General features: G+C 68.5%; 12 protein-coding genes and 4 pseudogenes. 8 read left to right on the top strand and 8 right to left on the bottom strand.

Annotated features, from left to right (window positions below; all coding sequences use genetic code 11):
- Positions 1 to 136: 136 nt before the first annotated feature.
- Positions 137 to 562: a hypothetical protein gene (locus ACGF13_RS34505; protein ID WP_392883006.1), complete on the top strand. Its 426-nt coding sequence runs from the start codon at positions 137 to 139 to the stop codon at positions 560 to 562.
- A 438-nt stretch (positions 563 to 1,000) separates the two neighbouring features.
- On the opposite strand, the gene ACGF13_RS34510 is transcribed toward ACGF13_RS34505, so the two are convergent.
- The 5 genes and pseudogenes from ACGF13_RS34510 to ACGF13_RS34530 all read right to left on the bottom strand — a co-directional run bounded on the left by ACGF13_RS34510 (position 1,001) and on the right by ACGF13_RS34530 (position 3,197).
- Positions 1,001 to 1,366, bottom strand: a complete 366-nt coding sequence (locus ACGF13_RS34510; RefSeq protein ID WP_392883009.1) for a hypothetical protein — start codon at positions 1,364 to 1,366, stop codon at positions 1,001 to 1,003.
- Between the two features lie 126 nt (positions 1,367 to 1,492).
- A pseudogene (locus tag ACGF13_RS34515) lies at positions 1,493 to 1,678 on the bottom strand (hypothetical protein); the annotation flags it as partial.
- Between the two features lie 39 nt (positions 1,679 to 1,717).
- Entirely contained in the window at positions 1,718 to 2,284 is a 567-nt protein-coding gene (locus tag ACGF13_RS34520) for a transposase (RefSeq protein ID WP_392883173.1), read from the bottom strand.
- Positions 2,200 to 2,772, bottom strand: coding sequence for a transposase (locus tag ACGF13_RS34525; protein ID WP_392883175.1), 573 nt, complete (start codon positions 2,770 to 2,772; stop codon positions 2,200 to 2,202). Before ACGF13_RS34525 ends, ACGF13_RS34520 begins: the two co-directional genes overlap by 85 nt.
- A 134-nt stretch (positions 2,773 to 2,906) precedes the next feature.
- Positions 2,907 to 3,197 (bottom strand): transposase, encoded by a 291-nt coding sequence (locus tag ACGF13_RS34530; protein ID WP_072653749.1) that lies wholly within the window; start codon positions 3,195 to 3,197, stop codon positions 2,907 to 2,909.
- 74 nt (positions 3,198 to 3,271) lie between these two features.
- On the opposite strand from ACGF13_RS34530, the gene ACGF13_RS34535 reads away from it, so the two are divergent.
- From ACGF13_RS34535 to ACGF13_RS34545, 3 genes are all read left to right on the top strand, one after another.
- A complete protein-coding gene (locus ACGF13_RS34535; protein WP_392883011.1) occupies positions 3,272 to 3,616 on the top strand; it encodes a hypothetical protein in 345 nt (114 codons plus the stop codon).
- A gap of 351 nt (positions 3,617 to 3,967) precedes the next feature.
- Complete coding sequence (locus ACGF13_RS34540; protein WP_380421674.1) at positions 3,968 to 4,354, top strand: hypothetical protein; 387 nt, start codon at positions 3,968 to 3,970, stop codon at positions 4,352 to 4,354.
- Complete coding sequence (locus tag ACGF13_RS34545) at positions 4,351 to 6,981, top strand: DUF6185 family protein (protein WP_392883014.1); 2,631 nt, start codon at positions 4,351 to 4,353, stop codon at positions 6,979 to 6,981. Before ACGF13_RS34540 ends, ACGF13_RS34545 begins: the two co-directional genes overlap by 4 nt.
- Positions 6,982 to 7,295: 314 nt before the next feature.
- Here ACGF13_RS34545 and ACGF13_RS34550 read toward each other — a convergent pair whose 3' ends face one another.
- The gene (locus ACGF13_RS34550) at positions 7,296 to 8,654 is read right to left on the bottom strand and encodes a HEAT repeat domain-containing protein (protein ID WP_392883017.1); all 1,359 of its coding nucleotides are present in this window, start codon (positions 8,652 to 8,654) and stop codon (positions 7,296 to 7,298) included.
- A gap of 127 nt (positions 8,655 to 8,781) precedes the next feature.
- Here ACGF13_RS34550 and ACGF13_RS34555 point away from each other — a divergent pair.
- Positions 8,782 to 8,958: pseudogene (locus ACGF13_RS34555) on the top strand (transposase); the annotation flags it as partial.
- 162 nt (positions 8,959 to 9,120) lie between these two features.
- Here the strand turns inward: ACGF13_RS34555 and ACGF13_RS34560 are convergent.
- A pseudogene (locus ACGF13_RS34560) lies at positions 9,121 to 9,887 on the bottom strand (PP2C family protein-serine/threonine phosphatase).
- A 106-nt stretch (positions 9,888 to 9,993) separates the two neighbouring features.
- Here ACGF13_RS34560 and ACGF13_RS34565 point away from each other — a divergent pair.
- The 3 genes from ACGF13_RS34565 (at position 9,994) to ACGF13_RS34575 (ending at position 12,666) form a co-directional block, all read left to right on the top strand.
- Positions 9,994 to 10,809 carry an AAA family ATPase gene (locus tag ACGF13_RS34565; RefSeq protein ID WP_392883019.1) on the top strand — a complete coding sequence of 272 codons (816 nt, stop codon included), beginning with the start codon at positions 9,994 to 9,996 and terminating at the stop codon, positions 10,807 to 10,809.
- 336 nt (positions 10,810 to 11,145) lie between these two features.
- On the top strand, positions 11,146 to 11,949 hold the full coding sequence (locus ACGF13_RS34570; protein ID WP_392883021.1) for an isocitrate lyase/phosphoenolpyruvate mutase family protein: 804 nt from the start codon (positions 11,146 to 11,148) through the stop codon (positions 11,947 to 11,949).
- Between the two features lie 447 nt (positions 11,950 to 12,396).
- Entirely contained in the window at positions 12,397 to 12,666 is a 270-nt protein-coding gene (locus tag ACGF13_RS34575; protein WP_392883177.1) for a group II intron maturase-specific domain-containing protein, read from the top strand.
- A 130-nt stretch (positions 12,667 to 12,796) separates the two neighbouring features.
- On the opposite strand, the pseudogene ACGF13_RS34580 reads toward ACGF13_RS34575, so the two are convergent.
- Positions 12,797 to 13,596: pseudogene (locus tag ACGF13_RS34580) on the bottom strand (IS5 family transposase); the annotation flags it as partial.
- Positions 13,597 to 13,623: the final 27 nt, after the last annotated feature.

Consider the following 13,623-nt stretch of genomic DNA (forward strand, 5'->3'; position numbering starts at 1 on the left):
GGCGGCCAACTGCCGCTCATCCCAAACCTCAGCCACCCGGGCAGGCTACTGGCAGTCGCCCTTCGCATACACGATCACGATCTACAGCCGGAGTATTAGACTGCGGGGTTGGGGCAAAAGGCGTACATCTAGAGCTGTGCCTACACAGCCCAAGCGTCCGAACGGCGCGACAACCGACGGCGCCAAAAGAGATGGGGAGGCGCCTCTCGTCTGGATCAGGACCGGTTTCTTCTTTGCGATCAACGGTCTGTTGTATTTCATCCTTATTGATCCGCCTGCGAATCTTCCGGAACTAGAAAGCGGAGCCGGCGCGTTCGCCACCGGGCTTCTCGGGTTGTCTGTCAACCCCAAAGCTGAAGCAAAAATGGAAGAATTCTGGCTCTTCGCAGTCCGATGTTTCGCCTACCTCGCTCCGGCTGCCCTTGCTGTGCTGGCAGGCATCTGGATGTATCACTCTGACAACAAAGCCGCCGGCGGCGTACTCGCAGGGGCTATCGCGGGACTAGGCGGACTATCGCTTGACACGGCCAATTTCACGCTCCCTCAAGGGAAGAAGCTATAAGCCGGTTCTGTAAGGCAGATGGCAATGAAGCGGCCGAGACGCAAGCGCCGCCGGCGCTGAGGCTAGCGAAACGGGTGGAATCGGACACCTGAGACACGGGGTGGGACAGAGCTGGGACCGCCTGTCCCACCCCGGTTGGCCCGCCCGCCGACGCCCCGCCTACAGGTGCGGGCCCACCCGCAGCACGGTGACCGTGCCGCCGTCGCGGCCGCCGCGCCTCCAGGCCCAGTGGATCTGCCAGGCACCCCGCCCCTGGTCGATGTAGGACGTCCACGCCGCCGTGCCGCGGTGGCCGGGCAGGAGGGCGTAACGGTGGCTGCGCAGGCCCGGGTGGTACGGGTCGGCGGCCAGGTGCTTCAGCGCCTGGCGGACCCGGCTCCCGGGCGGCCTCCTGGCTCGGCCAGGCCGTGCTGCCCGAGCCTGCCGTCGCCGAACTGGTCACCGTCCTCGCCCGTGCGGGCGCCCCACGACCGGGCCGACGCCGTGCTGGCGGAGCTCGCCGTCGTCGGAGTGCACCAGCCGGGCCCTGCCAAGCACCGCGCCACACTCGCCGCCGACACCGCCCTCGCCCTGGAGCTCACCGCCCAGGCCGCCACTGCCGGCGTCGGCCTGACGATGCCGGACGCGCTGTGTGCGGCGGCCGCCCACCGGCTCGGCCTGCCCCTGCTCGCAGCCGACCTGCTGCCCGCCGAACAGGACACCGCGAAGGCGCCCGACAAGCAGCCGGGCCAGGGACTGGAGCCAGCCTCGGAGCCCGACATCCATCCAGAGCGACGGCGACAGCGAGGAGCTGGAACCACCCACCGGGCAGCCGTAGAGAGCCGCGCCCGCTGTCCTGGCCCTGGCCTGTCGAAGGCGCAGACCGGCCGGTCCCGGGGTAGAGGGGTAGTTTCCCGGTGAAGTTCCACCCTGCGGTTGAACACTCTCCGTCTACGCTGCGAGGGTGTGACCTTGCCGGTGCCGCTGGCGGGTCTCGAGTGGCGTGAGGTAGCCCCACTCGGGGTGTTTGCGTAGGCGCCTGCGGTTGTAGAAGGTCTCGATGAAAGAGAAGACCTCCGCCCGGGCGGTGGCGCGGTCGGGCCAGACCCGGGTGCCGATCTCCTCCTTCAGTACGGCGAAGAAGCTCTCGGCAGCGGCGTTACTGACTTCGGCTTGTCAGGGTGATGTTGCAGTGTCGAGGGTCAGGCCGGTGCCGGCTATGAAGCCGTCGAGGAGGTCGGGCCGGTACTGGAGGCGTTTGAGCCGGTTGCGGACGAGGGCCTCGAGTCGGTCGAGGGCGACCACGGCGAGGTTGGCCAGGCTGCGCTTGACGTGTGCCCAGACCCACTCCACGGGGTTGAGGTCGGGCGAGTAGGCGGGAAGCAGGAACACCGTCAGCCACGCACGCTCGGCGATCAAGTCGCGCATGGCGTGGGAGACGTGGGTGTTCAGGCGGTCCCAGACCAGCACGATCGGTGCCTTGACCAGCTGGTGCACGCCGTCGATCAGTGCGATGAAGTCGCGCTCGCCCATGCTGCGGCGCTTGCCTCTGCCCGCGGGGTGGGAGCGCAGGCGGTGGCACAGCCGGGTGCGGGAACCGGGCCGCATGGCGATCAGGCCGGCCACCGACAGGCGTCCCGAGCGGCGGCCGCTGACCGTCACGACAGGGGTGCGGCCTCGCCGGCCCCAGGTGCGTCCTTTGGGCGGACGGCGGGTGAATCCTGCCTCGTCCTCGAAGCAGATGTAGCCCCCGCAGGCCGCCCGCGCAGTTTTACCTCCGCCCAGGTCGCCTCCTTCCACACGGTCACGGCCTGCTCGTCACGCTCGGCCACCCGCCGCGCGGGGACCTGCGGGCTGAAGCCGAGCCGGTGCATCAGCCTCGTGGCACCCGAGACGCTGTAGGAGACGTGGAACTTCCGGCCGATCAGCGTCGCCACCCTCGCTGCGGTCCACACCTGGTCCTCCACCCAGCCATGCGCGGCCGGGCCCTGCTCCAGATACACGGCCAGTTTCTCCAGACAGCGTGGGGACAGACGGCACCGCGACCCGCTCGGGCCGCGAGAGGCCAGAGCCTCGACCCCGCCATCCCGCCACAACTGGTGCCACTGGTACGCCGACTTCGGGCTCACCCGCAGTCGTCGCGCGACTTCCGGCGGTTTGACTCCCTGCTCGAACAGCTCGACCGCCTGGATCCGTACCACTTCCCGACGCTCACGTCCCGCGGCGGTCAGCCCGCCCCCATCCGCATATCTCACACACCACCGGATACAACCACCGCTCCAGAGCCATCAGGGACTTCGCGAAGGTTCACCCTGACAAGCCGAAGTCAGTAACCCGAAATCAGCAGTAATTTCCTTACGAATCCTCACCGATTCGTCTCGGCCGCGAAATAGGCGGCCGCCTTGCGCAGGATCTCGATCGTCTTCTGCTGCTCGAGGTTCTGCCGACGAAGTCGGGCGAGCTCCTCGCGCTCGGGGCTGGTCAGGTCACCGGGCCGGCCCTCGCCCCGATCGGTACGGTCCTGCTTGACCCAGCCCCGCAGCCCCTCCGGGCTGACCCCCAGCTCCCGGGCGATCTCAGTGACGTTCCGGTGCGGAGAAGACCGGACGAGCGCGACCGCGTCCCTCTTGAACTCCGCCGTGTACCGCTTACTCATGTTGCCGTTGCTTCCCACCTGAAACTGCTTCCTCCGGGCTCACATGTCCCAGTCTCCAGGTGTCCAGCCCCAGGGTGGAACTTCACCAGGGCACCTACACCATCACCGTCGGCAACAAAGGGACCGTCCCCACGGACGGCACCACGGTCACCGTTCACGACACCCTCCCGGCCGGGCTCACCGCCGTCAACATCAGCGGCAGCGGATGGCGCTGCGTCCAGAGGACCCTGACCTGCACCCGCAGCGACGTCCTCAACCCCGGCAATACCTACCCGCCCATCACCCTGCGGGTCCGCGTCGCCCGCACCGCCACCGGCACCCTCACCAACACCGCCACCGTCAGCGGAGGCGGCGACGGCACCGCCACCGCCACCGATCCCACCGTCATCGACTCCCCCGGTCACTGGCACCACTGGTGACCGCAACGCTCCGACCGCCCGGCCCACGGGACCGGCACATCTGAACAGTCGAACGCTTCACCGGCATCCACGCTCGACCCCGACGAGTGTGGATGCCGGCATACCGGGGCCGCTCACCGCGGACCACGCCGCCGTCGGCCTGGTGCTCGCGCCCCCTGCGAGAAGTGCGGCTCGTCGGACGCCTCCCAGCTGTGCAGCACCTTGCCACGGCAACCGGCCGGCACCCGTTATTCGGCCGCCCGGAGTAGGGGCCGCCGGGTTGCCGGCATCGCTCCGGGGTGTCGGCTTGCAGCCGTTCGCTCTCGAACCTAAGCTTCCGAAATCCACTCAGATGACATCGAGGAACAATTCATGGGAAATCCGGAGACCGCTCCCGGGCAGCCGCTTCCGAAGTTCGAGGAAGCCAAGGGACTGGGTCCGCAGGACAGTCAGTTCGTGCGCGATCTCGTGGATGTGCTGGAAAAGCACGGGAATCTCGACCGTTTCGGCCTGTGCCTGCTGCACGAGCACTTTCCGGTCGCGGGCGACGAGGTCCTGGTCGAGACCCATGACCTCGCGGCACGCACGCTCCAGATCCGGGTCGACAAGGCGGACGCGACCGGTCACACCAAGCCCTCGCAGTGGCGGTTCGTGAAGACCGGACGCGGCAGCGGTGAGGTCGAGAGCCACGCCTACCAGGTGATCCTGCAGTGCAGTCCGATCAGCGGGTGCCCGGGAAGCAGGAGCACCGCGCGTTGAAGAACGAGGACGGCGGTGAGGTGAACACGAACACCTCGCCACCGTCGCACGGTCGCAACACAAGAGTCCCCCGCGCCGCGCCGTACCGGTGGGGACTGTGCGCCGTGCCGTTGCTGGCTTTCCTGCTTCTCTGGGGCGGACAGCCCGCCCGAGCGGATTCCCCGTTCGCGAGCAGCTGTCATGCGGAGCAGTTGACCGGGGCCCGTGTGAACGTCGAACTCAGACTCGCCAACCACGCCCACAACACGGTCGAGGGCAGGGGAGTCATGACCGTCCGCGTACCCCGGTCCTGGGAGTACGCCGAGGGCCTGCTGCTGCAGAAGAGTTCTGTTGCCTACCGCGATGCGATGCGCTGTCTCCTGCGCGACGAGCAGGAGACGGGGCGGCCCCCGCAACAGTACCTGCGCGCACGCGAGTGGCGTTCGTCCAATCCGGCGGTGAGCGTCGAACCTGACTGGGTCGAGGTCGAGTACCCGACGATCTTCTGGTTCGACCAACCCGGCATGTTCCGCGTCGGGCCGTGGGAAGTCGATGTGCACCCGGGCCAGTGGAAGCTGTCCCTCGTTCCGCCGACGGCTCTGGCAGGGGCCGGTTGGGACTCGGTCGTGGTCGATCTGGGCGGCCTGGAGGCATCCAGCATGGCGCCCGAACCCTCGACCGCCGGCCACGGGACCATGCGGTGGGGCGACCCTGTCCGGCCTCAGGAGGCGAGCTCCTTGCTGACGATTCGGGTGGCTCCCCCGTGGCAACGCGCATGGGCGGCGGTGAGCGGCAAGAGCGCATTTCTCGTCAGCAACAAGATCGGGATGGCCGCCTGGTGGGTGGTCATGTCCGCCATCGTCGCGCTGGCCGCTCTACGAGCCCGTCGCCGGCCGGCCCACATCGAGGCCACCGGGCTCGAGATCCGCAGCAGCACGGTCCTGCTGCAGTGGGGTCTGGTCAGCGCCGTCATCAGCCTGACGTTCCTGCCACCGCAGTACACACTCCTCGGTCAGGACCGTTGGAGGATCCTGATCGGGGTTCTGGTCGGCTGGGCGTTGACGGCCACCGCCCGTCCGAAGAGGTCGGTGCTGCTGGCCGCCTCGCTGGTGGCGGCGGTCGGCGGCCTGGTAGCCGGCTGGCCGTCCCTGTTCGGCCTTCCCCAGAAGATCTCCTCCCCCGGAACCGGGTCCGTCCACAGCTTCGCCCCGCTGGTGGCCATGACCGCGGCGCTCCTGTGGCTGTGGCTGGCCGGCCTGGCCCTGTGGATCCGGCGGCTCGCGTGTGAGGGCGGACTGATCCGGACACCGGCGTCACCCTGGCGGCTGCGCCGCCTCGGGTCGGTCCTGGCCGTGATCACCGTCCTTCTGCTGGGATGGGAGTGGTGGACCCAGGACCGCGGGTGGGAGCGGGCCAGCTGGCTGAGCGACCGCACCGTGCAGGAGTACGGTTGGCTGCACCGCGCCTTCCTGAGCGAGCATCTGGTGTCCTACACCATCCAGGTTCCCGTATGGTGCGTCGCCGGGACCTGGGTGGTGACCGGCATCGCCATCGTGGCCCTGCTACGGGCCAGGGACTTGGCGTTCCCCGTGCCGTGCGCGGATCCCACCAGGTTGGACTGCCTCCTGCTCGCCGTGTTCTTCGCCGTCGTGGTCGCCTACCGCCAGGGCTCGTACGCAGGCAGCCAGGCCGGGGCTGTCCTCTGGCTCGTCCTGGACATCGCCGCGTTCTACGCCCTGTTGGCGGTCGGGAAGCGGTGGGCGGTTCTGGCCCAACACCTTGAGGGAAGCGGGGACACTCCGAGGCTGAGCGAAGCGATCACGGAGGCGGGCCACTCCGACCTCATCGCGCGTGCACGCCGCTACCGGGAGCTGACCGACGAGCTCCGCGACATGGAGCCGGGGAAGAGCGAGGGAGCCGCGAGCAGACATGCGGCGGAGAAGGAACGGCACGCGGTCGAACGGGAGCTGAGCGGGCTGCACCGCTGGCGGTCGCCGACCAGAACCACCAACACGGCACGGCCCTGGCTGCCCGGCCAGTTCACGGTCATGGACATCGCCCTGAGTTGGGGCCCGCATGCCAGGTGGTGGGAGAACGCCCGCAGGGCCGCCCTGCTGGCGGCCGCCTTCGGCCTTCCCGGCACTCTCCTCATCCTCTGGTTCTTTTACCAGGGGGAGCAAACTCAGTGGATGCACACCGCGCAGGACTCCTTCGGGGCACCCGAGATGATCCGGCAGTTCTTGCTCTGGGAGCTCACCGCGGCAGGCGCGGGCCTGGTGCTGGGAGCGCTCTGGCGCCTGCTGCCCGGCCGCCGCGGTCCGACACGCGCCCTGAGCCTGACCGCCGTCTACACCCTGCTGATCGTCCTGGGCATCCTGGGCAACCTCCTCACCGACCAGCCACTCGGCAACTGGGCCATCGCCATCTGCCAGATGCTCCTGGTGCTGACCCTCACCAGCCTCGCCATGGACGCGGACACCTTCCGCGCCGAGCGGCGTCTGTGGCCCAGCCGCTTCGGACTGCTGCTCTCGATCTACCAGCTCCGCGGCTTCTCCGCGCAGATCGCCTACGTACTGGCCCAGTTGGCCGTGCTGATCGCGATCGCGAAGTTCTTCATCGGCCCCGATATTCGGACCATGAAATTCTGAGTTCAGGCGCTCCCGCCAAGTCCGGACCCGCTCGTGGAGTTCGGCGCTGCCGGGGATCACGAGCACGTCCACGTCGAGCACTCGGAGGTTCTCCGGTCTGCGACCGCGCGGCGGTCGGTACTGACCTGCCCGAGGGATGCGTGTCCGAGAGCGGTTGACCTCGGCATGGTCTGGATACAGACGGTACACCCGCGCCCGGTCACCGATCGCGCGCTGACAGACCGATCCGACAGGAGTGCCATGCCACATCCGACCACGCGTCGCACGGCCCGCTACGGCTGGGCACCGGACCTGCCCGACGCCCGCGACTTCCTCTACTCCGCACCGCGTCTCTCGCTCATCAGCCTGCCATTGCGGAATGATTCCCAGGGGTCGGGGAGGGGGGCGCTGGGGTCCTCGTCATCGGTGGGCAGTCCGACGTAGGCGCGTAGGGCGGGGCGGGTACCGGGAAGGCCGTACCGAGTGAACCGCTCGTAAAGGTCGGAGCCGAACGGGCAGGACTGGAAGTCCGCGGCGGTCAACAGCGCGGCCAGGACGCTCAGCAGTTCTCGGCGCCCGGGGGAGAGCCCGGCGAACACCGGTGCGGTGTCCGCAGGTTCAAACAGGGCCTCCAGCAGATCCCCGGCGCGGACCGCCAGCGGGCGGGGCACGACTCCGGTCTCCTCGACACGGGGCAGAGCGCGGACGATCTCCAGAAGGACCCCGTCCGGATCCTCGGCGGCGCCCATCAGGCACATCAGGCTGCGGACGGTGTAGCTGTGCAGGTCGCCCGCATGGTGGGCGGTGGCGGGCGCAGGGGCCGGTCCGGCGCCGAAGGCGGCCAGCTCGGCTGCGATGCGCTCCGCCGACGGCAGGCCGAGCGCGGCGGTCGGGCGCGCGGCCAGCAGGCGGACCAGGGCGGTGGCAGCGGCCCACCGCAGCAGGGGGTGCCCGTGGTCAAGGTGACGTCGGAGCCGGCCGTCCGGGTCGTGGTCGGCGAGCAGCCCGACCGCGACGAGGACCGTGGCGGCGCATACCGGGTTCCGCTCGCTGTCGAGGCAGGCCAGCAACGGGGGCAGGGTGGTGTCGGCCTCCTCGGGGAACCAGCCGAGAAGGTACGCGGTCTTGGTGCGGATCTCCGTGTCCGGGTCGCCAAGCAGTTCGAGCAGAGCAGGGAGCTGCTCGCGGACCGCGTCGTAGGAACGCAGTGCGCCCTCGCGGGCGTCGACGGGGTGCCCCGCCACGCAGTACGCCCGTCCCTCGCGCAGGTTCTTCAGCCGTTCCTCGTCGGTCTCGGCGCCGATCTGCTCGTCGTACCAACGCAGATTCTCTTCGGGGCTGATGGCCGCGGCGCGCCACGCGGCGGTGTCGATGCCGAGCGGGAGGTCGTACTCGTCGTGCCAGTCGACGGCCAGACGGGTCAGCAGTAGCAGGGCGTCGGCTCGGGTGCCGGCCGGGCCTGCGACGGCGATCCGGGCGAGGAACGGCACGGCGTACGGAGAGGCCGAGTACCGGCTGCCCTGGTGGAAGATGTTGCTGAACAGGCTGCGGAAGGCGCTCTCCCGGGCCTCCTCGTCGGGCCCGCACACCGCACGGAGTTGGCCGGGTACGTCCTCGGCGCTGCCGTAGGCATGCCCCAAGGCCGCCCAGCCGATGTCGTCCAGTCCTGCCAGGAGATCGTCGGATCGTTTCATGATCAGTACGCTCTCAGGCGCCGCTGACACCGATCCCCCGAACGAGCCGTCTTCTTCAGCCCAGCAGTCAAACTCACCTGTCAATCGGTCAAGGTCACCTGTCCAAGGTCAGCTGATTACGGGCTGCGGCTCCAACGAGAACACGAACGGCCTGCTGCGGCAGTACTTCCCCAAGGGCACCGACCTGTCGGTCCACACCCCCGAGCACCTGGCCGCCGTCGCCGACCAGATCAATCGCCGCCCACGCAAAACGCTCGGCTGGGAAACCCCAGCCGAGCGTCTAGCTAAACTCCTCGCGGCCTAAACAACCGCCACGTGTTGCAACGACCACTAGAAACCGCCCTCCACCGGTTCCAGCGTTCCGATCCCCGTGACTGTTCGGGCCCCGCCCGGAGAAGCCCCTGGCGGTCCTGTGACCGCCAGGGGCCGATCTGCGGCACTGTGTCAGTTCTGGTCGTCGTCGAGGTCAATCTCGGACGTCTCCTGGCTCTGCTTCATCGCGCGGTCCGGCTCCTCCCGGCGTCTTCTGCTCCATGTCCTCGGACTTCGGGTCCCGGTGCCCAGAGCGCCGTTGGCCTGGTCCGCCAAGTCCTCCGCCCTGTCCATAAACCGGTCGCTGCGTCCCAGTGACTCCGTTCTCCAACTGCTCGGGGGCGACGCGCAGGAGGAGGAGGGCGATGTCGTCGGTATAGAGGGCGGCGGGGCGTGCGTACTGCAGGAGTGTGTCGAGGAGGCCGTCCAGAGCTTGGTGGCCGTGTGCGGCGAGGTAGTGGGCGAGGTCGTCGGCGGCCTGTTCGGGGTCGGTGTCGGGGGTTTCGAGGAGCCCGTCGGTGTAGAGGGCGAGGGTGGTGGCCGGGGCGAGGGGCTGAATGGTGGTGGGGTAGCCGGTGCTGGTCTGGATGCCGAGCAGGGGGCCGGGGTCGAGGCGGACGGCCCGGGGCGGGAGGCCGGGCTGGTACAGGAGGGGCGGGGGTGGCTGGCGCTGGCCAGTACGGCCCGGTGGCGCGCCAGGTCGAGGTGCACGTACAGGCAGGAGACGAGCAGGTCGCTCTCCAGGTCGGCCAGGACGCGGTTGGTGCGGGCGAGGACCTGTTCCGGCGGGGCGCCGACGGTGGCGTGGATGGCAGTGCGGACCTGTCCCATGAGCGCGGCGGCGGCCACCAGAATGGTCACGCCCGATCGGGCCACGCACTTCTTCGTCGGTAACATCGCCGCCCGCCCGAGGACGTTCATGCTCCTTGGCGTGTTCAACCCCACGATTGCCGCTCTCACCGCCCCGCGCCAGGACGCACTCTTCTGAGCGCGCACCCGGAACCTTTACCGGTATCGGGCCGCGGGCGTGGCTCATGGGAGCAGCCCCGCCACCGCTACGGCTCTGGACCTCGCTCTTCAGCCCGGCCTCACAGTTCTGGTCGGAGAGAACGACAGTGGCAAGAGCGCCGTGGTCGACGCGATCCGGCTTTGCCTGACGTCGAGCGCCGACTTCACCCGCATCACAGCGGACGACCTCCACTACGGTGCCGCCAGCAGAGCCGACTACCTGCAGATCAGCTGTACGTTCGAAGGCCTCGAAAATCAGGAGCTCGGCTCCTTCGGCGAGTTCCTGACCTCGCTTCCAGGAGAGGCGCCCCGACTGACCGTGACTCTGCGGGCAGAACCGTTCGACCCGGATGTGCCCCACCGCATGTCCGTCAGGGTGCGTGCTGGCGACACCGTGCTCGACGGCGAAGCCCGCGAGCGTCTGCGCGCGACGTACCTGCGGCCGCTGCGCGTCGGCTCACCCGTCCCGGTGGACATGGCCACCTATACCTTCTGGCTGTCCCACGCGCCACTGTCACCAGCCTCGGAAGAATCCCTGCCCCCGATGCTCACAGCTACCGTCGCGAGCGCGAAGGGGGAGACGCACTGCGCGACCCTCGTCCTCGAATGCGCCACCAAGCATGGGAGGAGCCACGATCTCGGCAGCCTGCTCCCCGTGATCACCGGAGAGACTCCCGTCGGCGAACTCAATGCCACGGGCCGGCACGCCGCGATGACCACCTTCGTAGCGGCCACGCGCGCCAAGCACCTCCTCGCGCTCGCCGTCCACGAGAGCCGCGCGAATCCGCACCTCGAAGCCCTGGCGCGCGACGGCTGGTCCGTAGTCAGCCTCTGAGCGGGCGCGCGGTTCGGCGTGAGACTGTCCAGGGGCAACAAGCAGGGCGGAGTACCACCGCGACCAGGTCGCAGATGTCGTCCTCTCCAGGTTTGATGGTGAATGCGACGGCCTCCACCGGGATCATCGTGACCACCGACCGGTTCCCCATCCGCGCGCGAGGCGGGACTGTAAAGGCCTCAGACACGGAACCGCCGACGGCGCCTGCATTCGCCGTGGCGCGGACATTCAGCCCGCTAGGCCCTGTCCGGCGGATCATGACGTCAACAGAGTGTGGGTCGCGATCGTCCATCTGACCTTCATGGTGCAATGTTGCTCATGGCAACACTTCTTGATGTGGCGCAGCTGTTCCGTTCCCTGCATGTACCAGGTACGCCGATGGTCCTGCCCAATGCGTGGGACGGTGCTTCCGCCCGTGTAGTGGCGGACGCGGGTGCTGCTGCGATCGCGACCACAAGTGCTGGGGTCGCCTGGTCACTCGGGCACGGCGACGGCGAGCACATGACCCGCGACCAGGCGCTTGGCGCGATCGCGCGGATCACGGCCACTGTTGACGTACCGGTCACCGCCGACATCGAACGCGGCTACGCAACCGATGCGCCCGGCGTGGCCGAGACCGTCCGAGGCGTCCTCGCGGCCGGAGCCGTGGGCATCAACCTGGAGGACACCCTGCGTCCGGTCGCCGAGCAAGTCGAACGGATCTCAGCCGCCCGCCGGGCCGCGGACGAGACCGGCATCCCGCTGTTCATCAACGCCCGCATCGACACGCACCGCTTGCCGCCCGGTGACCGCACAGCCTGGCTGGACGAAACCCTCACCCGCGCCCGTGCCTATGCGACAGCCGGCGCGGACGGCATCTTCGTCCTCGGCGCACCGGACGCCAGAACAGTCAGAACACTCGTGAGCTCTCAACCCCTTCCGGTGAACGTCCTGGCCGGCCCCGGTGCACTCCCGGTGTCCGAGCTCGCCAAGGCGGGAGCCGCCCGCATCAGCGCGGGATCCTCCATCGCCGAGGCAGCGTACGGCCTGGCCCGCCGGGCCGCCCGCGAACTGCTGGAGCAAGGTACGACGACCACGCTGGAGGGCGGATTCGACTACGCCACCCTCAACACGCTGCTCCTGGCCGAGTCCCCGTACTGAGACTCGCTCAGGAGCGCAGCCACAGTTGGATCGCCGCCACGGTGACGGTGCCGTGGAAGACGTAGGCACGCTTGTCGTAGCGTGTCGGTGCGCCACGAGGCGCTATGGAGTCGAGTGAGGTGAGAGACCATCACCGTCGGGTTGTCGCAGCAATCCGACTGAATCTGGGGGCAGTTCGTCTCGGGGGATGCCGAGGCGGGCGGTAAGCAACCCTGACAACGTCGGGACGGACTGGCACTGCCAGACGGTTTGGGTCCGGCTAGCGAGACGGGAAGGTGTACGCGAGGAACCAGTGCTTGACGCCCCGTAATTACGACACCGGCTCCAACCTGGCGGATCTGGGCCGGACGCAGTGCACGACCGTCGGCACGCTGGCGGTCGACTCCGAAGCCGACTCGACTTATCGGTGGGGAGGCCACGCCGAATGTCTGCGGCGTAGGTGTGGCGATGCTGCGGGGTTGGTGCGCGTACTTCCGCCCAGGGGTTTCGAACGTCGCCTTCTGCTATCTCGCCCACTACACGTGGATGCGGGTAGTCCGCTGGATACGACGCAAGCACCCCGGGATCACATGGAAGCAGCTCCGCCGCCGCTTCTGCGACGGTGGCTGGTGGCCCGCCACGGAGGAGGGAGAACTGTTCAACCCGGCGAAGGTAAGCACGACCAGATACCGATACCGGGGAACGATCATCCCGAGCCCGTGGCCCACTGTGGCATGAGCATCTGAACGACCCTGAACGGGACTTGTGGAGAGCCCGGTGCCCGGAGACGGGCACGCCGGGTTCGGGAGCCGGCTCGGGGAAACCCACTGGTGGAAACACCAGCAGGGCGCCCCGAGTCGACCTCACCCACCGCGCGGAAGCCCTTGAGGCGGTTGATCGTGCGCTCCACTTCGTTGCGGCGCTTGTACATCTGCTTGTCGAAGCCCGTGGGTCGGCCTCCTCTGCTGCCGCGGCGCCGGCGGTTGGCTCGCTGATCCTTTGGCTCGGGGATGGTGTGCTTGATCTGGCGCCCGCGCAGGTAGCGGCGGTTGCGACGGGAGCTGTAGGCCTTATCGCCCCCGAGGTGATCGGGTCGCGTGCGCGGATAGCCGCCGTTGGTGCGCTTGACCCGGATGCGCTCCAGGACGGTAATCAGCTGCGGGCTGTCGCCCCACTGGCCCGGCGTGATCAGCAGGGCCAGTGGACGAAGGCCGCCTTCCCCGGCAAGGTGGATCTTGCACGTCAAGCCGCCCCTGGAGCGCCCGAGCCCTTCGTCGGGACGGTGCTGCCGGGGCGTTGATCTCCGCTTGGGGATCCGTGGGGGCCTGCGCGATGCTCCGGCAGCGTGCTGGTGGGCCCGGCACGAGGTGGAGTCCACGCTGACCATGCTCCAGTCGACTCGCCCCTGGGCGTCGGCGTCGGTCAGAACAGCCTGGTAGATGTCTTCCCACGTGCCGTCCGCCGACCAACGGCGGTGGCGCTCGTAGACGGTTTTCCAGTTCCCGAACCGCGAGGGCAGGTCCCGCCACGGGACGCCTGTGCGTATTCGAAACAGGATCCCGTTGATCACCTTGCGGTGATCGATCCAACGCCCTCCTCGACAACCTGATTTCGGTAGCTGAGGCGCCAGTCGCACCACTCATCGTTTGTCAGATCGCCCCGCCCCACGAGCAGAAATAATCATCCAGGAACGAA

The organism is Kitasatospora sp. NPDC048286 (assembly GCF_043201735.1).
In the GTDB taxonomy this organism is placed as follows: domain Bacteria; phylum Actinomycetota; class Actinomycetes; order Streptomycetales; family Streptomycetaceae; genus Kitasatospora.